The organism is Brevibacterium sp. CS2, assembly GCF_005280295.1.
In the GTDB taxonomy this organism is placed as follows: Bacteria; Actinomycetota; Actinomycetes; order Actinomycetales; family Brevibacteriaceae; genus Brevibacterium; species Brevibacterium pityocampae.
In genome coordinates this window covers 2,326,831-2,350,815 of the sequence record NZ_CP040020.1, presented here as the reverse complement: position 1 = coordinate 2,350,815, position 23,985 = coordinate 2,326,831, and the positions used below count along the sequence as shown (strand labels likewise).

Genomic DNA, 23,985 nt, shown 5'->3' with positions numbered 1-23,985 from the left:
CTAAACAAAGGCCTCTGGCTCGTCAATCAGAAGAACTTGATGACGGCCAGCAGCGAGATGCAGGACCAGACCCAGATAACTACGAACGCCATCTCCCTGTTCTTCCAGCCGCGGGAGCGCCTTGAGCGCAGAAATATACCCGTCCGTTGGACGGCCGTCGTCGTGCTCAAAGAGCGGACGGTCACCAAGTCTCAGGCTGATCACTGAGCCGCCATAGCGGTCGACCGTGACACCGAGCCCGAACGCCGCTCTGCTCTCCCGATCAATCTCACCCTCAATATCAGAATCTAAGTATGCGCGCTGAACCGGATGCGTAGGAATCTGCGTAGAAAAGTCCAAGCTCTGTTGTGAGTCACCAGCTGAGAGGCGCGAGGTGCCATCCGCATGGAAGATAAACAGTGAAGTTAAAAGGTTTAGGTTCTGCTGGTCCCACTGGTTCGCGATGTCCTGACTGGTAACTTCACCCCAGTTCTCGATCTGAAAGCGATTCACACCTTCGCGGTTGATCTGTGGAACATTGCGGGATGCCCACTCTCTTATGTCGCCATCGACACTCTTCTCGTAGTCGACGGACAGGATCGCGCGGCCAACATACCGGGCCTCTCGCGCCAACCCTGCGAGGTCCTTGAGGACCTGGCTTTTCCCGGCATTATTTGGCCCCACAAGCAGCACCATGCCCTCGGCAGGAATGCTAACGTCGCTGTCATCGCTAAATTGGGCCTTCGTGGCTCGTACTCGCACCATTTGCATCTCCTTTGCCGTGCCGCTTCTACTCCCAGATACTCGCGGCGCATGGACCGACAAGCCGTTTACTCATGCTTGCGCGGCGTTCGTCGCTGCCGACGGCCCCCCAGTCCACAGTTCGAGGAGAGTGCGCGATGGCCAACATGCTCTAACGATAGCTAGAGCCCGTCGCGACGGTGTTTGTTTCCTCGGCTGCAGGCGGCTCGCCGGGCCACGCACTCCCGCGATGCGCGCCGAGGTGGCGGTCGCGCGCCTCTCCGCAGGTGCCCAGCCCTGTGAGTGCGTCTCTGTACGTGCTCGGCCGCGAGACCGTGAGCAACCTACATCCTGAGGTGTCGACACTACGGCGACCGCCAGGACGGACCGTGCCACCGCACGCCACCACCGCCGACCGAACAGCCTCGATGCTAATTCCGAGCTGCGTCGCGACGTGAGCGAGAGTCAGGCCGTCGGCGTAGAGCCGGGCGCGTCCTGGCGGATCGTGTCCGGCAGTTCCGGCTGGCGTGCGGCCAGTCCCGCCTGCCGGGCTATCTCCCGCACCGTGCCGCGGTGCACCTTGAACTGTGCTGCCAGCTCCCGTACCGGCACACCCGACGCATACCCGGCGAGCAGTTCCGCCCGACTGGAGACGCTCAAACGGGTTTGAGACTGACGCGAACTCTCGCGCACCGGCCCCCGCTGATCGGTGATCCGACCATCCCGCGTGCGCGGATCGTGAGCACGCGATCCCCGTAGAACGCGGGAAATCAACGATCCGAGCGACTTACGGGGGTTTGAGAAGCTGCTACGGAGGTCCACCGGATCAGACGCCGTCGGCAGTTCCGTGCCGACCCGATCGCCGTCGGCAGGAGGAGGGCACCCGCCGTTGGAAGGCTACCGGCTCGGTGAGCGGATGCTCGCCTGGTACCTGTCGTCGATCACCGGCTTCATCGACGCCCTCGGGTTTCTCTACCTCGGCGGGTTCTTCCTCTCCTTCATGTCCGGCAACACCACCCGGATGACCGCCGCGGCGGTCGAGGGCGGATGGGACGTCGTCGCACGCGCCGCCGGGGTCATGGCGCTGTTCCTCCTCGGGGTGATGATCGGCTCACTCGTCAGCCGCCTCGCGCACCGCCGCCTCCCGCCCACGAGACCGCGCGAGGTGGTGCTGCTCTTCGTCTGCCTCACCGTGACGATCGCCTCGGCCCTCGTCCTCGCCGGCCACGAGCTCGCGGCCGTCCTCAGCCTGTCCTTCACCGTCGGCGCAATGAACAGCATCTTCGAGCGCGACGGCGAGGTCGCGATCTCCCTGACCTACATGACCGGAACCCTCGTCAAGATGTCCCAGCGCTTCGTTGGCGCCTTCTTCGGCGGGACGCACGCGGCGTGGTTCGGGTATTTCTTCCTCTGGCTGTCGCTGGCGATGGGCGCCGTCCTCGGCGGCCTGTCCTACCTCGCGCTCGGCATCCGCGCCGTCTGGGTCGTCGCGGCCCTCGTCCTGCTCGGCACCGCCGCCGCGCTCGTCAACCGCAGCCGCCGACGCCGACGGGGCCTCCCGGTCTGAGCACCGCCGTCGCCTCCTCGGCGGCAGTTCCCCGGCGGGCACGGAGCGGGTACCGTCGAGCACAGCACGCACCCGCAGCCCGCACCTCGCGAGAAGGAGCCACCATGAAGATCACCGGAGCCGTCCTCGAGGAGATCGGCGCCCCGCGTCCCTATGCGGACTCGCAGCCGCTGCGGACCCAGGAGCTCGAGCTCGATCCGCCGGGGCCCGACGAGGTCCTCGTGCGGATCCGCGCGGCCGGACTGTGCCACTCGGACCTCTCCGTCGTCGACGGGAACCGCGTCCGGCCGGTGCCCATGCTCCTCGGCCACGAGGCCTCCGGCATCGTCGAGGAGGTCGGGGCGGACGTCACCGACCTCTCCCCCGGCCAGCAGGTGAGCACGGTCTTCCTCCCCCGCTGCGGGGAGTGCGCGAACTGCCGCACCGACGGCAAGCTCCCCTGCACCCCCGGCACCGAGGCGAACAACGCCGGCCACCTCGTGGGCGGCCGCATCCGCCTCCACCGGGGGGACGAGGACGTCCTCCACCACCTCGGCGTCTCCGGGTTCGCCACCCATGCGGTCCTCCACCGCACCTCGGTCGTCCCGGTCGGGGACGACGTGCCGGCCGACATCGCCGCGGTCCTCGGCTGCGCGGTGCTCACCGGCGGCGGGGCGGTGATCAACGCCGGCGACCCGGGCGAGGGCGAGGACGTCATCGTCGTCGGGCTCGGCGGGGTCGGGATGGCCGCCCTCATCACCGCGGTCTCGCTCGGGAAGGGACGGGTCATCGGCGTCGATGCCAACCGGGACAAGCTCGACCGGGCGACCGAGCTCGGGGCCGATGCCGTGTACACCCCGGACGAAGCCGAGGACGCCGAGGTGCGCGCACCGGTCGTCATCGAGGCGGCCGGGCACCCGCGGGCTTTCGAGACCGCCGTGCGGCTCACCGGGGTCGGCGGCACGACGGTGACGGTCGGACTCCCCGCGCCCGATGCCCGCTCGTCGATCTCGCCGCTCACCCTCACCGCCGAGGCGCGCACGATCATCGGCTCCTACCTCGGCTCCGCCGTGCCCGCCCGGGACATCCCCGTCTACGAGAAGCTCTGGCGGGAGGGTCGCCTCCCGGTGGGCGAGCTGATCTCCGGTCACATCGCACTCGCGGACATCAACGCCGCCCTCGACACCCTCGCCGACGGCCGCGCGGTCCGGCAGGTCATCCTGTTCGACGACGCGGATTGAGCGCGGACTCCGTGCGCATCTGGTCGCTCCATCCTGCCTCTCTCGACCGGCAGGGCCTCATCGCCTGCTGGCGCGAGACCCTGCTCGCGCAGAAGGTGCTGCGCGGTGGGACGCGCGGCTATCGATCCCATCCCCAGCTCCTCCGATTCCGGGAGCAGGCGGACCCCGTGGCAGCGATCGGAGCGTACCTGACGGGACTCGCCGACGAGGCCGATGTGCGGGGATACCGGTTCGACCGCGGCCGCATCATCAGTCCGGGCGACCATGATCCGCTGCCGGTGACCGCCGGGCAGGTCGACGTCGAATGGTCGCACCTCCTGCGCAAGCTCGATGCGCGCACCCCTGAGCAGGCGGAGGTCTGCCGACGCGCGCTGGGGAGCACGGGGCGACCGCGGCTCCATGGACTGTTCCACGAGGTTCCCGGCCCGCGGGAGTCGTGGGAGCGCGTTTGAATGGAAGATTCTTCGGAAACTACTTTCCATTGTAGAAAGTAGTTGCTAGTGTGGTGATCACAGCACACCCCGATCAGGAGGAATCCCCATGAACACCCGGAACCAGAACCTCACCGCCGCCGAGGCCGAGGCCCTCCTCGCCCAGGCGTTCCTCGGCGGCACTCCCGCCGGAGTCGTCATGATCCTCGCCGGCCTCGCGTGGATGGTGCCCGGGTTCGCGATCTACGGGCCTCACGCACGGGGCTGGCAGCGCGGCTCGACGGAACGCTTCGCCACGTTCCTCGCCGTCGTGATCGTGTGCCTCGTCCTCGGCACCCTGCTCTTCGATCGCCTCGCCCTCGCCTGGATCCCGATCCTCGGTGCCGCGGTGATCTGGATCGTCACCCCGATCGCCGCGCTCCTCGAGCTGCGCGGTTCGAGCCGGTGAAGGGGGCGGACGCGATGAGCACGACACGAGACGACGCTCCGAGCCAGGACTTCGCGGAATCCCTCGACGCCCTCCATCCGGACCTCAACCACCCCACCCGACTGGCGATCCTCGCCGGCCTGCAGAACCGGGACCGGGCAGAGTTCCGACTGGTCCGTGATTCGCTGGGGATCTCCGATTCGGTGCTCTCCCGACAGATGTCCGGGCTCGAGAAATCCGGTCTCCTCACCGTCGCGAAGGGGTTCGTCGGCAAGCGTCCGCGCACGTGGCTGTCCATCACCGAGGCCGGCCGGACCGCGCTGCGATCCCACCTCGCCGCACTGAGGACCATCGCGGAGTCCCGGTTCGACGCTCCGGACGAGTGAGCACTCCCCCGACCCCCGGATGATCCCCTGAGGACAGGCCGCCCGCACCGGGCGGCCTGTCCTCGTCACGGGGCGAGGAGCGCGGTCACGGGGCGAGGAGCGCCCGCAGACCGTGGGCGAACGCCTCGTCCGCTCCGGGGTCGGGGACGCCGAGCAGCGCACGGTTCTGCTCGACGGCGACCTGCCCGAGGACGAAGCCCATGACCGCCGCGAGGTGCGGGCCGTCGAGGTCCGCGGCCAGCGCCTCGGGAACGACGGTCTCCGGTTCGAGCGCGTAGGCGAGCAGATGGATCTCCGCCCCGTCGCGGTAGTCGAGGAGAACTGCCCGGAGGGTGAGAGCGACCGTCGCGGGCGCGGGGTGGGCGGACCGCGGACACCGAGCGTCCACCTGTGCGGTGAACCTGCGGGCGATGAGGACGAAGAGCTCCTGCTTGTTCCTCACGTGCCAGTAGAGCGCCGACGGCTGCACCTCGAGCTCACGGGCGAGGCGACGCATCGAGAGGTCGCCCATCCCGAACTGCGAGAGCACCGTGAGCGCGGTGTCGGTGATCGACTCCGGGGTCAGCGCCATGGTCGCCCTCTCTTCGGCTCGGTTCCCGGTCCGCGACCGAATTGGTCGAATCCCCCGGGTGTGGTTATAGTTGTTCTTGCTTCGCGCATCGGGATATAGCGCAGCTTGGTAGCGCGCCTCGTTCGGGACGAGGAGGTCGTGGGTTCGAATCCCGCTATCCCGACCACCGGAAACCGGCTCTGATCAGCACTGACACTGATCCGGGCCGGTTTTCTCCTCCCCCGGACTGCAATTTCCGAAGGTTCCTGAGAACCGATCCGCCGGAAATTGCGATCTCACCGCCGGGTCGAGACCTCACCCGCCGCGTTGAGATTGCGAAAAAGTGCGGAATCGCTCTCAGGAACCTTCGGAAATTGAGGTCTCGGTTCAGAGGGCGGCGATGATCTTCTCGGCGTTGGCCTTGAGTACCTCGGGCTCGGCCATCGGGCCCTTGTTCGCGGGATCGAAGTCCTTGATCGCATTCGTCGGCCAGACGTGGATGTGGACGTGGGGCACCTCGTAGCCCTGGATCATCACACCGATCCGCTCGCAGCCGAACGCCGTCCTCTGCGCCACGCCGATCTTCTGCGCCACCGCGAACAGATGCGCGGCGAGGTCCTCGGGCAGGTCGATCCAGTGGTCGATCTCCTCGCGCGGGACCACGAGCACGTGCCCATCGGTCATCGGGGCGACGTCGAGGAACGCCGCACACTTCTCGTCCTCGTAGACGAAGGCGCCGGGGATCTCCCCTGCCATGATCTTCGTGAAGATGCTTGCCATGATCAGTCCTTCCGGTTGCGGATTGCGGTTCGTGGGCGGCGCAGCGTGGAGATCGACCGGGCTCAGTGCCGCAGACGGCGGCGACTGCTGCCGGCGATGCCGACTGCACCGGGTACGGGACCCGCGGCACGACGATCACCCCGGCAGGGGCGATCAGCTCGGTGGGGCCTGCCCGGCGGGCAGGAACACGGTGAAATCGCGCGCCTCGGCCACCGGGCCCGTGAGCACCTGCTCCACCGTGCCGTCCGTGCCGATGAGGAAGGTGCCGCGCGTCGCCATGCCGCGCTCCTCGTCGAACACGCCGTAGGCGCGGGCGACCTCACCGTGGGGCCAGAAGTCCGCCGCGAGGGAGAACGGGATGCCCATGTCCAGAGACCACGCCTGCAGGGCGTACTTCGAGTCGACGGACACGCCGATCACGGTGATGCCGGCGGCGGTGAAGTGTTCGTGGAGCTCCCGGAGCACATGCATCTCGCCCCCGCACACTGCGGAGAACGCGAAGGGGTAGAACACGAGGAGCACCGGCCCCTCGCGTCGCAGCGCGGCGAGCTCGAGCGGCTCGCCGTACTGCGATCGCAGCGCGAACTCCGGCGCGATCGATCCGACGGCGAGGGCGGGCACCGGCGCTCAGCTGTAGTTCTTCTTGCCCACCAGCCGGAACCCGGACCAGTCCGGTCCGGCGCTGATGGTCTTCGTCAGGTGCATGCCCGCCGTCGGCGCCGCATGGGAGATGTCGGCCGGCGGGATGTGGCCGGGACGACCGGCCTTCGGGGTGAACAGCCACACGAAGCCGCCCTGGCCGAGCATGGTCTGCGCGTCGACGATCGCGTCGGTGAGGTCCGGGTCGTCCGAGCGCCACCACATCACGACGACATCGAACACGTCGTCGACATCGTCGTCGGCCATCTCCTCGCCGGTGATCGCCTCGATGACCTCGCGGAGGTCGAAGTCGACGTCGTCGTCGTACCCGAGCTCCTGGATGTACTGCCCGGCCTTGAGGCCCAGGCTGTCCTTGAGTTCCCCGAGGTCAGCCTCGGATGTGTGCAGTGTCCTCTCGGAAGGCGTAGTGCTCATGCGCACATTGTCCACGCCCGACTGCTGTGGGGGCAAATACATCGCTCGGACACCGGTCAGAATTCACACAATCGATACTCAGGGACGCCGCCCCGGCCCGCCGCTCGCCCGCCGCGCACCGTCCACACGCCCGGTGCGTGCCCGCCGCGGGACAGAGAGGATGCTCCGCGGGAGGGAGACCGCCGCCACACGCGCACCCTTACGCACGGCGGCGAAACCGGACTAGGCTGGGAGGAGCCCCTGAGGCGGAGATGGCCGACGGCGCTCATCCAGCACCGGCGCCCACGTTCCCGCCCGTCCGCCGACGGCACCCCGTCGAACCGAGAGGACTCCACGAAGTGGTCAACAAGAGCAGCGGACCGATTCTCAACGGTCTCCCGAGCCACGTTCCCGATATCGACCCCGAAGAGACCCAGGAATGGCTCGAGTCCCTCGACTCCCTGGTCGATGACGGCGGCCGGACCCGGGCCCGCTACGTCATGCTCCGGCTGATCCAGCGCGCCCGCCAGAAGAGCCTCGGCGTGCCCAGCCTCACGGCGACCGACTACGTCAACACCATCGGGCCCGACGACGAGCCCTGGTTCCCCGGCGACGAGGACGTCGAGCGCCGCTTCCGCCGCTGGATCCGCTGGAACGCCGCTGTCATGGTCCACCGCGCCCAGCGACCCGGGATCGAGGTCGGCGGCCACATCTCGACCTACGCCTCCGCCGCCACCCTCTACGAGGTCGGCCTCAACCACTTCTTCCGCGGCAAGGACCACCCCGGCGGCGGCGACCACATCTTCTACCAGGGACACGCGTCCCCCGGCATGTACGCCCGCGCCTACCTCGAGTGCCGGCTGAGCGAGGACCAGCTCGACGGCTTCCGCCAGCAGGTCTCCCACCGCATCGGCGACAAGCCCGGCGGCATCCCGTCCTACCCGCACCCGCGGCACATGCCCGAGTTCTGGGAGCACCCCACGGTGTCGATGGGCCTGGGCCCGATGAACGCGATCGCGCAGGCGCAGTTCGACAAGTACCTCCACAACCGCGGCATCAAGGACACCTCCCAGCAGCACACCTGGGCATTCCTCGGCGACGGCGAGATGGACGAGCCGGAGAGCCGCGGCATGCTCCAGACCGCCGCCTACGAGGAGCTCGACAACCTCACCTTCGTCGTCAACTGCAACCTCCAGCGCCTCGATGGCCCGGTGCGTGGCAACGGCAAGATCATCCAGGAGCTCGAGGCGTTCTTCCGCGGTGCCGGCTGGAACGTCATCAAGGTGATCTGGGGTCGCGAATGGGACGCCCTGCTCGCCAAGGACCGCGACGGCGCGCTCGTCAACCTCATGAACGCCACCCCCGACGGCGACTACCAGACGTACAAGGGCGAGTCCGGCGGATTCGTGCGCGACAACTTCTTCGGCCGCGACCCGCGCACCAAGGCGATGGTCGAGGACTACTCCGACGAGCAGATCTGGCAGCTCAAGCGCGGCGGCCACGACTACCGCAAGGTGTTCGCCGCGTACCAGCAGGCGATGAACCACACCGGTCAGCCGACCGCGATCCTCGTCAAGACGGTCAAGGGCTATTCGCTCGGCCCGCACTTCGAGGCGCGCAACGCCACCCACCAGATGAAGAAGATGGCCCTCGAGGACCTCAAGATGGCCCGCGACCACTTCTCCATCCCGATCTCCGACAAGGACCTCGAGGAGAACCCGAAGATCCCGCCGTACTACCACCCCGGTGAGGACGCACCGGAGATCAAGTACCTGCTCGATCGCCGTCACGAGCTCGGCGGGTTCACCCCCGAGCGCCGCTCGAAGTACGTCGACCTCGCGCTGCCCGGCGACAAGGAGTTCGCCGGCGCGAAGAAGGGCTCCGGCAAGCAGGAGATCGCCACCACCATGGCGTTCGTGCGGATCCTCAAGGACCTCATGCGCCACAAGGAGTGGGGCCCGCGGATCGTCCCGATCATCCCGGACGAGGCCCGCACCTTCGGCATGGACTCGTTCTTCCCGACGGCCAAGATCTACAACCCGCACGGGCAGAACTACGTCTCCGTCGACCGCGACCTGTTCCTCGCCTACAAGGAGGCGACCGACGGCCAGCTGCTCCACATGGGCATCAACGAGGCCGGCTCGACCGCCGCGCTCACCGCGGTGGGCACCTCGTACGCCACCCACGGCGAGCCGCTGATCCCGTTCTACATCTTCTACTCGATGTTCGGGTTCCAGCGCTCCGGCGACGCCTTCTGGGCGGCCTGCGACCAGATGGCCCGCGGGTTCATCCTCGGCGCGACCGCCGGACGCACCACCCTCGTGGCCGAGGGCCTGCAGCACGGTGACGGGCACTCCCACGTGCTGTCCTCGACGTACCCGTCGATCATCTCCTACGACCCGGCCTACGCCTACGAGATCGGCCACATCGTGCGCGACGGGATCGAGCGGATGTACGGGCCCGACGACTCCCGCGACCCGAACGTCATGTACTACATCACGATGTACAACGAGCCGATGGTGCAGCCGCCGGAGCCGGAGGACCTCGACGTCGAAGGTGTGCTCAAGGGCATCTACAAGCTCGCCGACGGCCCCGAGCTCGACGGCCCGAAGGTCCAGCTGCTCGCCTCCGGCGTCGCGGTCCCGTGGATCGTCGAGGCCCAGCGCCTCCTCGCCGAGGACTGGGGCGTGAGCGCCGACGTGTGGTCGGTGACCTCGTGGCAGGAGCTGCGCCGCGACGGCCTCGCCTGCGACGACGAGCGCCTGCTCGATCCGGCCGCGGAGAAGCGGATCCCGTTCGTCACCGCGAAGCTCGCCGAGGCGCGCGGTCCGATCATCGCGACGAGCGACTACACCCGCACCGTGCCGGACATGATCCGCCAGTACGTGCCGGGGCACTTCACCTCGCTCGGCGCGGACGGCTACGCGATCTCCGACACCCGCCCGGCGGCCCGCCGCCACTTCCTCATCGACGCCCCCTCCGTGGTCGTGCAGGCGCTCATCAGCCTCGCCGACACCGGGGAGATCGACCCGTCGACCGCTGCCGAGGCGGCGAAGAAGTACCAGCTCGACGATCCGCGGGCCGGCGCCACCGGCTCGACGGAGGGCGCCAGCGCCTGACCGCACCGACCGGCACGAGCGACCGGCACCGCTGCTCGCTGCGACCGGCGGCATCACAGGACGGGCCGCGGAGGGAGACCTCCGCGGCCCGTCTTGTGGTCCGGGCACAAGAAAGTTGTCGGTCTGCGGTTACAGTGGGGATCATGCCGACAGCCGCCGATGCCCAGTCCGCTGCGATCCGCGGGCGCGCCGAGACCAGCCGCAGGCTCAAGGCCGGACAGGCCGTGCTCTCCAAGCTCACCCTCCAGCGCATCGAGGCGCAGCTCCCCTGGTACCGGGCGATGAGCTCGGCTGACCGCGGCTGGGTGGTCGTTCTCGCCAACTCCGGCATCTCCTCCTTCATCGACTGGTACCGCAAACCCCAGACGCCGCTGCGCGTGGTCGGCGACATCTTCAAGTCCGCCCCGCGCGAGCTCGTGCGCTCGGTGTCGCTCCAGCAGACCCTGCAGCTCCTCCGGGTCGTCGTGCAGGTCGTCGAGGAGCGGGTGACCGAGCTCGCCCGCCCCTCCGAGCAGTCCGCCCTCAAGGAGGCCGTGCTCATCTACTCCCGCGAGATCGCCTTCGCCGCCGCGGACGTCTACGCCCGGGCCGCCGAGGCGCGCGGCAGCTGGGACGCCCGGCTCGAGGCGATGGTCATCGACGCGCTCGTGCGCGGGGACTCCGTCGACGAGCTCGCCAGCCGCACCGCGGCGTTCGGCTGGCGCTCCGACGGCGCCGTCCACGTGCTCGTCGGCCGCGCGCCCAAGCGCAGCGCCCACCGGAGCATCGACGAGATCCGACGGGCCGCCCAGAAGTGGGCGGAGGACGCGCTCTTCGGCGTCCACGACGACCGGCTCCTCATCGTGCTCGGCGGGGTCGAGGACATCGACCGCACCGCGACCTCGCTCGCCCACTACTTCGGCCCCTCGGAGGTCATCATCGGACCCCGGGTCGACTCGCTGGCCGAGGCGGGCACCTCGGCCTCGGCCGCCGTCTGGGCGCTCCGGACGGCCGCGGCCCGGCCGGCCACCCCGCGCCCGGTCCACGCCGCCGATCTCCTGCCGGAGCGGGCGATCGCCGGGGACCGCAGCGCCGTCGCCGAACTCATCTCACGGTTCTACGAGCCGCTCGGTGCGGGCTCCGGGCAGCTCCATGACACGGTCGCGGCCTACCTCGAGTTCGGCGGTTCCCTGGAGACCACCGCGAAGGCCCTCCACGTCCACCCCAACACCGTGCGCTACCGGCTGCGGAAGATCACCGGTCTCATCGGCATCGACCCGACCGAGGCGCGCGCCGGTTTCGTCGTGCGGATCGCCTTGGTGTACGGACGACTGTCCGAGGCCGGGCAATTGTCGAACGGACACAAATCCACTGTGCCCGGCAGTCCCCTGACCTAAGTTGGACCAGAACGTCGACCGAGAGGACCCCTCACCAGTGCTCGTCATCGCCTGCCCGGGACAGGGCGCCCAGAAATCCGGATTCCTCAGCTCCTGGCTCGAGCTCCCCGGCTTCGCCGAATCCATCGATGCGCTGTCCGCGGCCTCCGGGATCGACCTCAGGCTCCACGGCACCGAATCCGACGACGCGACGATCAAGGACACCGCGCTCGCGCAGCCGCTGCTCGTCGCCTCCGCGATCGCCGCCTCCCGCGAGCTCCTGCGCGACCTGCCCGCCCCGCAGGCGGTCGCCGGCCACTCCGTCGGGGAGATCGCCGCCGCGCAGATCGCCGGCATCCTCGACGCCGAGTCCGCGATGGAGTTCGTGCGCGTGCGCGCCACCGGCATGGCCGAGGCCTCCGCGGCCGCCCCGACCGGGATGGCCGCCGTGGTCGGCGGCGACCCGGATCAGGTGCTCGCCGCGATCGAGGCCGCCGGTCTCGCACCGGCGAACATCAACGGCGGCGGGCAGACCGTGGCCGCCGGTGCACTGGAGAACATCGACGCGCTGGTGGAGAACGCCCCCGAGCGCGCCCGCGTCATCCCGCTGCCGGTGGCCGGCGCCTTCCACACCGCGTACATGGCCCCCGCGCAGGAGCCGCTGCGGGATCTCGCCGGCACCCTGACGGTGCACGACCCGCAGCTCACCGTCCTCACCAATGCCGACGGCCGCAGCGTCGCTTCCGGCACGGAATACCTGGAGCTGCTCGTCGACCAGGTGACGAGCCCCGTGCGCTGGGACCTGTGCCAGCAGCAGCTCCTCAACATGGGCGTCACCGGGCTCATCGAGCTCGTCCCCGGCGGCACCCTCACCGGGCTCGCCCGCCGCGCGATGAAGGGCGTCGAGACGCTCGCGCTCAAGTCCGCGGACGACCTCGAGGCCGCCCGCGCATTCGCGCAGACCCACGCCCAGGCGTGAACGAAGGAGGAAGAGCCATGCCCACCCTGCAGACCCCGGCACCCAATCGGTTCTCGCGGATCGCCGGCATCGGCGGCTACCGCGCCGAGCACGCGGTGCCCAACGCCGACCTCGTCGGTCCGATCGATTCCTCGGACGAGTGGATCCGGCAGCGCACCGGGATCGTCACCCGCCACCGCGCCGGCGAGGACGTCGCCGTCCTCGACATGTGCGAGGAGGCCGCGGTCGAGGCGATCGCCAACGCCGGGCTCAAGCCCGAGGACATCGGCGCGGTGCTCATCGCCACGGTGACCTTCGGCACGCCCACCCCCTCGGCGGCGTCCGCGCTCACGACCCGGCTCGGCACCGGCCCGGTCCCGGCCTGGGACATCTCCGCGGCCTGCGCCGGCTACTGCTACGCGATCGCCCAGGCCGACGGCCTCGTGCGCTCCGGCACGCTCGACAACATCCTCGTCATCGGCGTGGAGAAGCTCTCCGACTTCATCGATCCCACGGATCGCACGATCTCCTTCCTGCTCGGCGACGGCGCCGGCGCAGTGGTCGTCACCTCCTCCGACACCCCGGGCATCGCGCGCAGCGTGTGGGGTTCGAAGGGCGAGAACTGGGAGACGATCCGGATGACGAACTCCTTCCTCGACCTGCGCGACGACCGTGAGACCCCGTTCCCCACCCTGCGGCAGGACGGACCGAGCGTGTTCCGCTGGGCCGTGTGGGACATGGCCGAGGTCGCCAAGGAGGCCCTCGAGGCCGCCGGCATCGAGTCGAAGGACCTCGCGGCGTTCGTGCCCCACCAGGCGAACATGCGGATCATCGACGAGCTCGCCAAGCAGCTCAAGCTCCCCGACTCCGTCGTCGTCGCCCGCGACATCGCGGACAACGGCAACACCTCCGCGGCCTCGATCCCGCTCGCCACCGAACGACTCCTGCGCGAGAACCCGGAGCTCCACGGCGGGCTCGCCCTGCAGATCGGCTTCGGCGCCGGCCTCGTCTACGCGGCGCAGGTCATCGTCCTCCCCTGAACCGGAACGCCGCCCGCACCGGTGGGGCGGCGACGCACCTCGGCCCGGCAGGGCCGATGTCGTAGGATTCTGACGGGACACTCGTCGAATCACGTTCCACGCGAAATCCGTCCGACCCCCTCGGGCCGGCGGACCACATGAGAAAGAAGGATAGGAAAATGGCACACACCGAAGCCGAAGTCCTCTCGGGACTCGCCGAGATCGTCAACGAGGAGACCGGACTGGCTCCTGAGGCCGTCGAGCCGAGCAAGTCCTTCACCGACGACCTCGACATCGACTCGATCTCGATGATGACCATCGTCGTCAACGCCGAGAAGAAGTTCAGCGTGAAGATCCCGGACGACGACGTCAAGGACCTCGTCACCGTCCAGGACGCCGTGGACTACATCGTCAAGGCCCAGCAGGCCTGACGGTCCCCTGCTGCGGGGCGGCCCCGGACACACCGGGTCGCCCCGCGGCACCGCACTACTGATTCGACGAGGTTTCACACCATGACTTCCACTGTTGTCGTCACCGGACTCGGTGCCGTCACCCCCCTCGGCACCGGAGCGGACGCCACCTGGCGCGCCGCCCTGGCCGGAACGTCGGGTGCACGCACCCTCACCAACGACTGGTCGGAGAAGTACGGCATCCCCGTCGACTTCGCCGCACCCATCGACGCCTCGGTCGTCGAGGAGAACCTCACGCGCGTCGAGGCCAAGCGCCTCGACCCCAACAGCCGCTTCGCCCTGATCGCCGCCCGGGAGGCCTGGCAGGACGCCGGCGCCCCCGAGGTCGAGCCCGAACGGCTCGCCGTGTCCTGGGGCACCGGGATCGGCGGCGCCTGGACCCTGCTCAACGCCTGGGACACGCTGCGCGAGGAGGGCTCGCGCCGCGTCATGCCGCTCACCGTGCCCATGCTCATGCCCAACGGACCCGCTGCCGCCGTCGGCATGGAGTTCTCCGCCCGCGCAGCCGTGCAGACGATCGTGTCAGCCTGCGCGTCGTCCACGGAGAGCATCGGACACGCCTTCGACCAGCTGCGCTCCGGGAAGGCCGACGTCGTCATCGCCGGCGGCTCCGAGGCCGCGATCCTGCCCGTCACGCTGTCCGCGTTCTCCTCGATGCGCGCCCTGTCGCGCCGCACCGACTCGCCCGAGACCGCCTCGCGCCCCTACGACATCGACCGCGACGGCTTCGTCATGGGCGAGGGCGCCGGCACGCTCGTGCTCGAGCTCGAAGAGCACGCGAAGGCCCGCGGCGCGAAGATCTACGCCGAGATCGGCGGCTGGGGCATCTCGAACGACTCGTACCACATCACCGCCGGCGAGCCCGAGGGCCGCGGCTCGATCCTCGCGATGCGCCAGGCCCTCGAGACCGCCGGTCTGCAGCCGGCCGACATCCGCCACATCAACGCGCACGCGACGTCCACCCCGGTGGGCGACGTGCCCGAATCGCTGGCGATCAACGCCCTGCTCGGCCCGCACGCCTCCGATGCCATGGTCTCGGCCACGAAGTCGATGATGGGCCACCTGCTCGGCGGTGCCGGCGCGGTCGAGGCCGTGCTCACCGTGCTCGCTGTGCAGAACCGCACCGCTCCTCCGACGATCAACATCGAGCAGGTCGATCCGCAGATCGAGCTGACGATCGCCCGCGACACCCCGCAGGAGCTCCCGGCCGGTGAGATCGCCGCGCTGACGAACTCGTTCGGCTTCGGCGGCCACAACGCCGTCGTCGCCGTCAAGAGCGTCTGAGAGCACTTCCGGGCGCGCCGAACGGCCGCCTGTCCGCTGCAGGTCTGCGGGCAGGCGGCCGTTCGCATGGAGGGAGGCAGGGGCACCGGTGACAGGCATCGGGGTGCCGGGGCGCGCCGCACGCAGGGCGGCGCAGGTGGAGCGGGTTCAGCCGACCTTGGTGAGCCAGCGCACCGGGGCGCCCTCACCGGCGTGGCGGAAGGGTTCGAGCTCGTCGTCCCAGGCCTGACCGAGCGCCTTCTCCATCGCACCGGCGATGTCCTCGCCGTGCTCGGCCGCACGGACGAGCACCGAGCGGATGATGTCCTCGGGCACGACGATGTTGCCGAACGCGTCGGTGGTGGCGTGGTAGATGCCGAGCGAGGGGGTGTGGCTCCAGCGGCCGCCGTCGATCCCGGCCGAGGGCTCCTCGGTGACCTCGTAGCGCACGCCGTCCCAGCCGCGCAGGGCCGAGGCGATGCGCGCGCCGGAGCCGCCGGGCGCCTTCCAGCAGATCTCCGCCCGGAACATGCCCGGTGCGGCCGGCTGCGGCGACCAGTCGAACTTCGCCTGCGCGCCGATGGCCCCGCCCGCTGCCCACTCGATGTGAGGGCACAGCGCACGAGGTGCTGAGTGGACGAAGAGCACGCCCTGCGTCATATCCATATCTGCCTCCTGCGGTTCGGATACGTCTTCCCCTACGATCCGAATATGCGGAGGTCTGCGGTCATTGTATGGCATGGTCAGGGCCGGTGCCAGCACCCGCGCCGGGCGGGTGCCCCCGCGGTGCTCAGGCGGATGCCGGTCGACGGCCGAGGCGCGGGGCCCCGCCGCGCAGTCGGCCGGTAGCCCACACGAGGACGATAGTGACCTGTACGAGGCCGGCGACGCTCGCCGCGACGGCCGCCCACGGCGGGCCCGCGAGCATCCCGGCGACAACCCCGAGCACCCCGATCGAGCCCACGCACACCCCGAGCCACAGGATCATGCGGGTGACGAACGCCCAGGCGTAGGGGATGAAGTGGAAACCGACGAAGGTCGCGTTGATCGCTGGCTGCAGGTGCACCATCCCGGCGTCGCGGGCCGCTCCCCCGGCGAGGTTGACGCCGACGGCCATGAGCACGATGCCGCCGATCCAGATCGGCAGCGCCGACCAGTGCATGCGCTCGACGGGTCCGAGCGCCGCCGGGCGGACGAACAGCGCGAGCACGCAGGCGGCGATGAGGGCGAGGACGAGGGCCTGCACACCGATCCCCCACCCCGGACGGCCCAGTGCGTCGAGTCCGGCGGCGACGAACACCCAGCTGCCGATCACCGGAGCCAGCACCCCGAAGCGGCGGATGTCGGTGCGCATCCGCCCCGCGCGCATCCGGGAGCGCTGCGGTTCGGGCATCCTGGTGACCCAGCGGGGCTCGTTCGGATGCGCCTCGGCGTGTGCGGTGTCCGTCATCGGGACCACGTCCTCTCCCTGCCGTCCGGTGCCGCCGCCGTGGGGATGTGAGCAGCAGCGGTCTGCACGCAGCACCCGACGCCGTGCCGGTTCGGAGTGCTGTGCTCGCGTGATTCCGCGCCGGCCCGGTCGCCGGCGGCGGACGGCACGAATCCGGCCTTGATCTCGCGCTTGAGGAGCTTGCCGGCGGCATTGCGGGGCAGGTCCAGGCCCTGCACGACGATGTGGGAGGGGATCTTGAACCGGGCGATCCGCTCGCCGAGGAAGGCGCGCAGATCCTCGGCGGTGAGCGCCGTTCCCGGACCGGGCTGCACGACCGCGGCGACCTCCTCACCGAGCTCCTCGTGCGGGATGCCGATAACCGCGCAGTCGGCGACGTCGGGGTGCTGGTGGATCGCGGCCTCGACCTCGGCGGAGTAGACGTTCTCCCCGCCGCGGATGATCATGTCCTTGGCGCGGTCGACGATGTAGACGAAGCCCTCCTCGTCGATCCGGGCGAGATCGCCGGTGTGGAGCCAGCCGTCGACGATCGCCTGGGCGGTGGCCTCCGGCCGGTTCCAGTATCCGGTGACGACATTGGCTCCCCTGATCCGCAGCTCCCCGAGCTCGCCGGGAGGCAGCGGCTCCCAGGTCGCGGGGTCGATGACGTCGACATCGCAGATCGGCACCGGTCGGCCGACGCTGTCGGGCTTCTCGATGTAGTCCTGCCCGCGGTTCGCGGTGGTGAGCGAGGAGGTCTCGGTGAGGCCGTACCCGTTGCCCGGAGCCGCCTGCGGGAGGAGCTCGGTGGTCCGGCGGACGAGCGCGGGAGCGGCCGACGCTCCCCCGGAGCCGATCCCGGTCAGGCTGCTGAGGTCGCGGTCGGCGAAGTCCGGGTGCTGGTAGAGCTGGGTGAGCATCGCCGGCACGCCGGTGAAGCTCGTCACCCGTTCGCGCTCCATGAGCTCGAGAGCGACCCCGGCGTCCCACTTGTGCATGAGCACGAGGGTGGCTCCCTGGCTAACCGCGCCGAGCAGCACCGCATGGCAGCCGGTGGCATGGAAGAACGGCACCGCGACGAGGATCGCCCCCGGGGGCGCCGGGTTCGCCAGGAGCTCGCGCAGACTGCTCCCCTGCCGCAGCTGCTCCCGGGCCGCGGAGTACCGCACGCTCATGACGTTGCCGCAGATGTTGCGGTGCGTGCCGAAGGCCCCCTTGGGGGTGCCGGTGGTGCCGGAGGTGTAGAAGATCGTCGCGCCGTCGTCCGGGCCGATCTCGCAGTCCGGCAGCTCCGCGGCGCCGGGGACCTCGGCCATGTCCCGCGCGCCGGCGGGCAGCTCTCCGGCGGGACGGGCCACGAGCACGGGGAGGTCGAGGGCGGGCAGGACCTCGGCGAGGCGCTCGAGGCGCTCGTCGTCCGCGAGCAGCACGCGCGCTCCGGAATCGCGCAGCCCGAACTCGAGCTCACCGGCGGCCCACCAGGCGTTGAGCGGTACGACGACGGCGCCTGCGCAGGCTGCGGCGAAGAAGGCGATCGACCATTCCGGGTAGTTGCGCATCGCGATGGCGACCCGGTCCCCCGGGCGGATCCCGTACTCCTCGACGAGCGCGTGCGCGAGCCCGGCCACACGGCGGAAGTGCTCGGCGTAGCTCAGGCGGTCGGTGCCGAGCACGAGCATGTCCCGGTCCCCGTGCTCGCGTGAGGCCTCGATCATCGCGCGCAGGCTCGGCGGGGCGTGGCGCCAGGCGCGCACGGTGACTCCGGAGCGATCGATCTCGATGGTCTCGAACGGCGCGCCGGGAGCGGTGAGCTCCGCGTCGACCTCGGCATGCGACCTCAGTGCTGTCATGTCGTCGGCTCTCCTCGATCTCTCCCGGCACCTCGGTGTGCCGTACCGGTGCCCCCGGCGGGGCTTGAACCCGCGACCAAAGGATTATGAGTCCTCTGCTCTGACCAGCTGAGCTACAGGGGCGTGCAGCCTGCGCGCGGAGCGACGCACAGGTCACCGATGGTGTCCTGCGCCACGGCGGGCGTGCCGTCGCCAGGCTAGCAGATGGGCGCCACGCTCAGCGTTCGACGAGGATGCCGTCGGAGTCGGCCCACAGCATGCGTCCCGGGACCAGCCGCACCTCACCGATCGTCACCGGGACGTCGACCTCACCGACCCCGTCCTTCGACGACTTGCGCGGGTTCGAGCCGAGCGCTTTGACCCCGAGGTCGAGCGCAGCCAGCGCGGTGCGGTCGCGGACCGCGCCGAGGATGACGACGCCGGCCCAGCCGTTCTCCACCGCGGCCGCGGCGATGAGGTCGCCCATGAGCGCCGATTCGAGCGAGCCTCCCCCGTCGACCACGAGCACTGCGCCGTCCCCGGGCGAGTTGAGAGTCTGCTTGACGAGCCCGTTGTCGCGGTGGCACACGATCGTGCGGATCGGGCCGGAGAAGGTCGGCCGCCCGCCGAGATCGAGGAACTGGAGCGCGACGGAGTCGAGCTCCTCGCCGCGCTCGTCGTAGAGGTCTGCTGTGGAGATCATGGGGCGATCCTAGCCGAGCGGCCGGATCCTGCTGAGGACGCCGCGGGCGGCGTCGACGCAGGTGTAGCGCTCCGAGGTGACGTAGACGTCGTACTCGACGCGGCCGTCGGGCCCCGGATCGGAGCGCCGGGAAGCTGCGACCATGGCCGACCAGTCGGAGCCGACGACGATGATCGCGTACTCCCGGCGCAGCGGGTCGGAGGCGTCGACCATTCCGGAGCGCACGCCGGGGATCGGCGGCTCCTCGAACCCGCCGGACAGCGCGGCGACGAAGCCGGCCGAGCCGCTGAGCACGGAGAAGTTCTCCCGTGTCGCGGTGATGAGCTCCTGGTCCTCCCCGAACACACCGATGACCACGGACGATTCTCCGCCGCTCGCCAGCGCCCGGCGCTGCAGGGACTGCATCTGCGCGGTGAGCAGCGGCTCGTCCATGACGAGCGGATCGCGGCGCAGCGCGCGGGTCGCGGAGAAGGGCGTGCCCTGCACCGCGGCGTTCCGGGAGAAGTGGTCGGCGAGCGGATCCTCGGGCGGGTTCGTCAGCGGCTCCGGCGCGGTCGAGGGACCGCCGTAGAGCGGCCCGGTGACGAACCGCACCCCGAGCGCGCGGACCATCTCGAGGTCGTCCTCGTGGCGCACACCGGTGGCCATGATGACCCCGCCGGTGCGCTCGGTGTGGGCGTGGAGGAGGCGGATGAGCTCGGCGAGGTGGGCGGTGTCGGTGATGTCGAGGACCCCGGGATGCAGGGTGACGACGGACGGGTTGACGAGCGGCAGGAACGCCGCGGTGGGAAGGTCGACTCCGATCTCCTCCATCCCGATGCCCCAGCCCTGCGAGCGGGCGAGGCGGACCGAGCGGAGCACCGCGGCGGGGCTCGCCGCGATCCGCTCCGGGTGGAGCTGCAGGATGACCGAGCGGTCGGGCTCGTCCGTCCGGTCCTCGACGGTGACGAGGGACTCCGGCTCAGCCTGGAGGAACAGCCGGGTGTGGGTGGGCAGGCCCGCGGCCTCGGCGGCGCGCAGGCCGATCGAACGCAGCGAGGCGTCGAAGTCGCCGATGAGCTGGGAGGCGCGGATGTCGGCGCGGAGCGGGGCCGAGGCGCTGCCGGTGCTGTCCTCCGAGCCGTGCTCGAGGTGCTGGAGGGTGTAGCCGGCGGGCTCGCCGGTGAAGCGGTCGACGACAGGTGCGAAGTGGGTGTCGATGAGGCCGGAGCGGATGAGCCGCTCGAGCTCGGCTGTCGAGGTGTCGACGCTGTCGGTCTGCACGATCCAGTGGTCTCCTCACGATGGTTGCGCCCTCGGAACCCGTCCAGCCTCTCACATCGGCCGCGCCGGTTCACGGCCACCCGCCCTATATGACAGGACTGCAACAGGATCGTTCCGCTCCCGTCGCCGAGCACCCCGGTGGCCGGACCCCGCCCGGGCCCCGGCCGCACGCCCGGGGGCGGGCGCCGATCCGCCGGTGCTCAGCCGTCGAGCGCGAAGTGGAGCGTGGCGCCGCCGTCGAGGAACCGCTGCTCGTCGAACACCTGGACCTTGACGCGGGAGGTCTCGTGGGACCGCGACATGAGGACGAGCTCGTCGTGGTAGACGCGGACGTCGATGACCTGCCCCTGGAACAGCACCCGGAACCGCACGGACCCCATCGCGGCGGGCAGCCGGGGGTAGAACTCGATCCGGTCGAAGCGGATGAGGACGCCGGCGAAGGCGCGCACGATGACGTCGACGGTGCCCGACATCGCCCCGAGGTGGATGCCCTCCTGGGTGGTGCCCCACTGGGTGTCGTTGATGTCGACGACCGCGGCCTGCTTCCACGCGTCCCAGGCCTCCTCGCGCCCGATCGAGGCGAGCACGCCGGAGTTGACGACGTTGGACAGGCTGGAGCCGTTCGTCGAGCGGGCGACGTAGTAGTCGATCGTCTGCACGACCTGCTCATGGGTGAACTCGTACCCCATGCGCCGCAGCTCCTTGATGACGCCCTCCGGGCCGAGGAGGAAGAAGAGCATGGTGACGTCGGCCTGCTTGGACAGCTTGTAGTTGTTCGTGGAGTCGCCCTCGGACTCCATGATGAGGTCCATCCGGCCGATGTTGCCGTACTTCTTGCGGTAGGCCGCCCAGTCGAGCTCCTTGAGATCGTCGTATCCCTCGAACTGGCTGATCACCCCGTCGGAGTTGAACGGCACCGCGAGACGGGCGGCGAGCCGGCCCCAGTGGGTGATCTCGGCCGGCTGGATGCCCAGCCGGAAGATCAGGTCCTCGGCCTCGTGGGAGGACAGCACGCGGAAGATCTCTACCGCATGGCGGCACAGCCAGGCGGTCATGATGTTCGTGTAGGCGTTGTCGTCGAGGCCCTCGCCGGACCGGCCCGGATAGCCGTCGTGGAACTCGTCGGGCCCCATCACGCCGGTGATGTGGAAGCGGTCGTCGCTCGCGTCGTAGGACGACATCGACGCGAACAGCCGCACCACCTCGATGAGGAGCTCGCCGCCCTGCGCGGCCAGCCAGCCGGTGTCCGCCGTCGCCCGGTAGTTCTGCCAGGCGTTGTAGGCGATCGCGAGGCCGACGTGGAACTGCCGCCGCGAGTTGTCCGGCATCCAACGCTTGGACCGCGGGTTGTAGAGCTCGATCGGGGTCTCCTCACGGCCGTCGGAGCCCGACTGCCACGGGAACAGGGCACCGGCGAGCCCGGCCTCGCGCGCGTGGTGGCGGGCGGCGTCGAGCCGCCGCCAGCGGTAGAGCAGGAGCGACTTCGAGATCTCCGGCAGCCGCAGATTGAGCAGCGGCAGGATGAAGAGCTCGTCCCAGAAGATGTGCCCGCGGTACCCCTCGCCGTGGAGGCCGCGCGCCGGGGTGCCGGCGTCGAGGAAGGCGGTGTGCGGCGACAGCGACTGCAGCAGGTGGAAGGTGTGGAGGTGGATGATGAGCTGGGTCTGCGGATCGGCGTCGACCTCGACGTCGAAACGCTCCCACAGCCGCTGCACGGCCGCCGTGTGGGCCGGCAGGAGGTTGTGGAAGCCGATCGCGGGCAGCCAGTCGAGCTGGTGCACCGCGCCCCCGCGGACCGAGGTGATCGCGGAGTCGCGCGAGTTCACCGCCGCCGTCGTCGAGTCGACGCTCACCGCGTACCCGCTCTCCACCGGCACCGCGAACTCGCGGTAGATCGCCTGCGTCTCCTCGATCGTCGACACGGAGTAGGCATGGGACACCTCGGGCACCTGGGTGGTGACGGCGTGCGTGGGCTCCTGGGTCAGGGTGGTGCGCTGGGCCATCGCGATCCGCAGGTGGCTCTGCGTGGTCTCGACCTCGCAGATGAGCGTGCCGTCCTGGGCGACGGAGTTGTACCGGTTGACGAGGTGGCGCTTGGCGAGCTGGTCGTACTCCGCGACGTTGTCGTTGAGCACCGAGGTGTCGACGCCGGTGCGCACGTAGATCATCCCGGAATGGTTCACCGGGGTGATCTCGGTGAGCATCGCCGCGACGTGCTGGTGGGCCATGGAGACGAGCCGCTGCTGCTTGATCCGCAGCCGCCGGTCCCGGTCGTCGACGAGCACCGCGGTGCGGGTGAGGACACCGGTGGCCATCGACAGCGTGCGGTTCTCCTCGACGACCTCGAGCCCGCCCTCGGACCACCACCGGCCGTCGCCGACCTTGACGTCGCACAGCGCCCAGCGCGGCAGGTTGACCATCGACTCGTGCTCGATGTCGCGGTCGTTGACGTGGCTGACCAGGCGGTTGAAGATCCCCGACATGTACGAGCCCGGGTAGTGCACGCCGTCCGCGGCGCGCTCCGGAGCGGAGCCGCGCAGCGACATGTAGCCGTTGGCGAGGGTGGTGAGCGCCTCGCGCCGGCCCTCGTGCTCGGGATCGACGCCCTCGAAGGAGAGCTCCCACGGGTCGTCGCGCACGTCGCCGAGGTCGAGCTCGGTGACGTCGTTGACGACGACGTCGGCGCCGGCGGCCTCGAGCGCCTGCCGGTTGTGGTCGCGGGCGATCCCGACGACGAGCCCGAACCCGCCGGCCCGGGCCGCGCGCACGCCGGCCTCGGCATCCTCGAGCACGGCGGTGTCGACGGCGTCGACGCCGAGCCGGTTGGCGGCCTCGAGGAAGGTCGCGGGCTCCGGCTTCCCGGGCAGGCCGAGGTCCTTGGCGACCTGCCCGTCGACGATGACGTCGAACAGGTCGGTGATCTCCGCGTTCTCGAGCAGCAGCGGCGCGTTGCGGCTCGCGGTGACGAGGGCGGTGGGCATGCCGCCGCGGCGCAGGCGCTTGATGAGCCGGATGGTGCCGTCGAACACCCGCACGCCGTCCTCGGCGAGGATCGCATTGAAGCAGTCGTTCTTGCGCTTGGCGAGCCCGTGGACGGTGAGCTGGTCTGCGTCGTCGGTCTCCTCGCCCTCGGGGACCACGGCGCCGCGCGCGGCGAGGAAGGTGCGCACACCGTCCTCCCGCGGGCGCCCGTCGACGTAGCGACGGTAGTCGCCGACGACGTCGAAGGGGCTGCGGTCGACGTTGCCCTCGAGCGACTCGTCGGCCAGCGCGGTGTCGAACAGCTGCTTCCAGGCCACGGCATGGAGCGAGGCGGTATCGGTGACCACGCCGTCCATGTCGAAGACGACGGCGGACCACGGTGCGGTCGCGGCGAACGGGACCTCGTGGTCGGCTGCGGTGCTCGTGTGCATGGGGGCTCCGTGATCGTCGGTGTCCGGTGG

At 70.0% G+C, this 23,985-nt stretch carries 23 protein-coding genes and 2 tRNA genes; 12 read left to right on the top strand and 13 right to left on the bottom strand.

The window, feature by feature from the left end; all coding sequences use genetic code 11:
- A complete protein-coding gene (locus FDF13_RS10580) occupies nt 1-744 on the bottom strand; it encodes a hypothetical protein (protein ID WP_137319611.1) in 744 nt (247 codons plus the stop codon).
- Nucleotides 745-1,185: 441 nt separating this feature from the next.
- Nucleotides 1,186-1,380: a hypothetical protein gene (locus tag FDF13_RS10575; protein ID WP_254668779.1), complete on the bottom strand. Its 195-nt coding sequence runs from the start codon at nt 1,378-1,380 to the stop codon at nt 1,186-1,188.
- A 229-nt stretch (nt 1,381-1,609) separates the two neighbouring features.
- Here FDF13_RS10575 and FDF13_RS10570 point away from each other — a divergent pair, with 229 nt between their 5' ends.
- The 5 genes from FDF13_RS10570 (at nt 1,610) to FDF13_RS10550 (ending at nt 4,751) form a co-directional block, all read left to right on the top strand.
- Complete coding sequence (locus FDF13_RS10570) at nt 1,610-2,287, top strand: YoaK family protein (RefSeq protein WP_137319610.1); 678 nt, start codon at nt 1,610-1,612, stop codon at nt 2,285-2,287.
- A 104-nt stretch (nt 2,288-2,391) separates the two neighbouring features.
- Nucleotides 2,392-3,507 (top strand): alcohol dehydrogenase catalytic domain-containing protein, encoded by a 1,116-nt coding sequence (locus FDF13_RS10565; RefSeq protein ID WP_137319609.1) that lies wholly within the window; start codon nt 2,392-2,394, stop codon nt 3,505-3,507.
- A gap of 11 nt (nt 3,508-3,518) precedes the next feature.
- Complete coding sequence (locus tag FDF13_RS10560; RefSeq protein ID WP_137320470.1) at nt 3,519-3,959, top strand: pyrimidine dimer DNA glycosylase/endonuclease V; 441 nt, start codon at nt 3,519-3,521, stop codon at nt 3,957-3,959.
- Nucleotides 3,960-4,047: 88 nt separating this feature from the next.
- Nucleotides 4,048-4,386, top strand: a complete 339-nt coding sequence (locus FDF13_RS10555; RefSeq protein WP_137319608.1) for a hypothetical protein — start codon at nt 4,048-4,050, stop codon at nt 4,384-4,386.
- Nucleotides 4,387-4,400: 14 nt separating this feature from the next.
- Nucleotides 4,401-4,751 carry a transcriptional regulator gene (locus FDF13_RS10550; RefSeq protein ID WP_101651502.1) on the top strand — a complete coding sequence of 117 codons (351 nt, stop codon included), beginning with the start codon at nt 4,401-4,403 and terminating at the stop codon, nt 4,749-4,751.
- Nucleotides 4,752-4,836: 85 nt separating this feature from the next.
- On the opposite strand, the gene FDF13_RS10545 is transcribed toward FDF13_RS10550, so the two are convergent.
- Nucleotides 4,837-5,322, bottom strand: a complete 486-nt coding sequence (locus FDF13_RS10545) for a TetR family transcriptional regulator (protein ID WP_101650439.1) — start codon at nt 5,320-5,322, stop codon at nt 4,837-4,839.
- 89 nt (nt 5,323-5,411) lie between these two features.
- On the opposite strand from FDF13_RS10545, the gene FDF13_RS10540 reads away from it, so the two are divergent.
- Nucleotides 5,412-5,488: transfer RNA gene (locus FDF13_RS10540), tRNA-Pro, on the top strand.
- Nucleotides 5,489-5,688: 200 nt separating this feature from the next.
- Here FDF13_RS10540 and FDF13_RS10535 read toward each other — a convergent pair.
- From FDF13_RS10535 to FDF13_RS10525, 3 genes are all read right to left on the bottom strand, one after another.
- Nucleotides 5,689-6,081: an HIT family protein gene (locus FDF13_RS10535; RefSeq protein ID WP_137319607.1), complete on the bottom strand. Its 393-nt coding sequence runs from the start codon at nt 6,079-6,081 to the stop codon at nt 5,689-5,691.
- Between the two features lie 153 nt (nt 6,082-6,234).
- Entirely contained in the window at nt 6,235-6,702 is a 468-nt protein-coding gene (locus FDF13_RS10530) for a redoxin domain-containing protein (RefSeq protein WP_137319606.1), read from the bottom strand.
- A 6-nt stretch (nt 6,703-6,708) separates the two neighbouring features.
- Nucleotides 6,709-7,155, bottom strand: coding sequence for a DUF3052 domain-containing protein (locus tag FDF13_RS10525; RefSeq protein ID WP_137319605.1), 447 nt, complete (start codon nt 7,153-7,155; stop codon nt 6,709-6,711).
- Between the two features lie 338 nt (nt 7,156-7,493).
- On the opposite strand from FDF13_RS10525, the gene aceE reads away from it, so the two are divergent.
- The 6 genes from aceE to FDF13_RS10495 all read left to right on the top strand — a co-directional run bounded on the left by aceE (nt 7,494) and on the right by FDF13_RS10495 (nt 15,339).
- A complete protein-coding gene (gene aceE, locus FDF13_RS10520) occupies nt 7,494-10,253 on the top strand; it encodes a pyruvate dehydrogenase (acetyl-transferring), homodimeric type (RefSeq protein ID WP_254668778.1) in 2,760 nt (919 codons plus the stop codon).
- 143 nt (nt 10,254-10,396) lie between these two features.
- On the top strand, nt 10,397-11,629 hold the full coding sequence (locus tag FDF13_RS10515) for a CdaR family transcriptional regulator (protein ID WP_137319603.1): 1,233 nt from the start codon (nt 10,397-10,399) through the stop codon (nt 11,627-11,629).
- A 37-nt stretch (nt 11,630-11,666) separates the two neighbouring features.
- On the top strand, nt 11,667-12,587 hold the full coding sequence (locus tag FDF13_RS10510; protein WP_137320469.1) for an ACP S-malonyltransferase: 921 nt from the start codon (nt 11,667-11,669) through the stop codon (nt 12,585-12,587).
- Nucleotides 12,588-12,604: 17 nt separating this feature from the next.
- Nucleotides 12,605-13,606, top strand: a complete 1,002-nt coding sequence (locus FDF13_RS10505; protein WP_137319602.1) for a beta-ketoacyl-ACP synthase III — start codon at nt 12,605-12,607, stop codon at nt 13,604-13,606.
- Nucleotides 13,607-13,764: 158 nt separating this feature from the next.
- The gene (locus FDF13_RS10500) at nt 13,765-14,016 is read left to right on the top strand and encodes an acyl carrier protein (protein WP_137319601.1); all 252 of its coding nucleotides are present in this window, start codon (nt 13,765-13,767) and stop codon (nt 14,014-14,016) included.
- A gap of 81 nt (nt 14,017-14,097) precedes the next feature.
- Nucleotides 14,098-15,339, top strand: a complete 1,242-nt coding sequence (locus tag FDF13_RS10495) for a beta-ketoacyl synthase (protein ID WP_137319600.1) — start codon at nt 14,098-14,100, stop codon at nt 15,337-15,339.
- Nucleotides 15,340-15,486: 147 nt separating this feature from the next.
- On the opposite strand, the gene FDF13_RS10490 is transcribed toward FDF13_RS10495, so the two are convergent.
- The 7 genes from FDF13_RS10490 to FDF13_RS10460 all read right to left on the bottom strand — a co-directional run bounded on the left by FDF13_RS10490 (nt 15,487) and on the right by FDF13_RS10460 (nt 23,955).
- Nucleotides 15,487-15,978, bottom strand: coding sequence for a DUF3145 domain-containing protein (locus tag FDF13_RS10490; RefSeq protein ID WP_101650457.1), 492 nt, complete (start codon nt 15,976-15,978; stop codon nt 15,487-15,489).
- A gap of 130 nt (nt 15,979-16,108) precedes the next feature.
- Nucleotides 16,109-16,768, bottom strand: coding sequence for a hypothetical protein (locus FDF13_RS10485; protein WP_137319599.1), 660 nt, complete (start codon nt 16,766-16,768; stop codon nt 16,109-16,111).
- A complete protein-coding gene (locus FDF13_RS10480) occupies nt 16,765-18,597 on the bottom strand; it encodes a class I adenylate-forming enzyme family protein (protein ID WP_137319598.1) in 1,833 nt (610 codons plus the stop codon). Before FDF13_RS10480 ends, FDF13_RS10485 begins: the two co-directional genes overlap by 4 nt.
- A 49-nt stretch (nt 18,598-18,646) precedes the next feature.
- Nucleotides 18,647-18,720, bottom strand: a tRNA-Ile gene (locus tag FDF13_RS10475).
- Between the two features lie 94 nt (nt 18,721-18,814).
- Nucleotides 18,815-19,279 (bottom strand): ribonuclease E activity regulator RraA, encoded by a 465-nt coding sequence (gene rraA, locus FDF13_RS10470; RefSeq protein WP_137319597.1) that lies wholly within the window; start codon nt 19,277-19,279, stop codon nt 18,815-18,817.
- A gap of 9 nt (nt 19,280-19,288) precedes the next feature.
- Nucleotides 19,289-20,542, bottom strand: coding sequence for an EAL domain-containing protein (locus FDF13_RS10465; protein WP_137319596.1), 1,254 nt, complete (start codon nt 20,540-20,542; stop codon nt 19,289-19,291).
- A gap of 200 nt (nt 20,543-20,742) precedes the next feature.
- Complete coding sequence (locus FDF13_RS10460; protein ID WP_137319595.1) at nt 20,743-23,955, bottom strand: beta-phosphoglucomutase family hydrolase; 3,213 nt, start codon at nt 23,953-23,955, stop codon at nt 20,743-20,745.
- Nucleotides 23,956-23,985 lie beyond the last annotated feature (30 nt).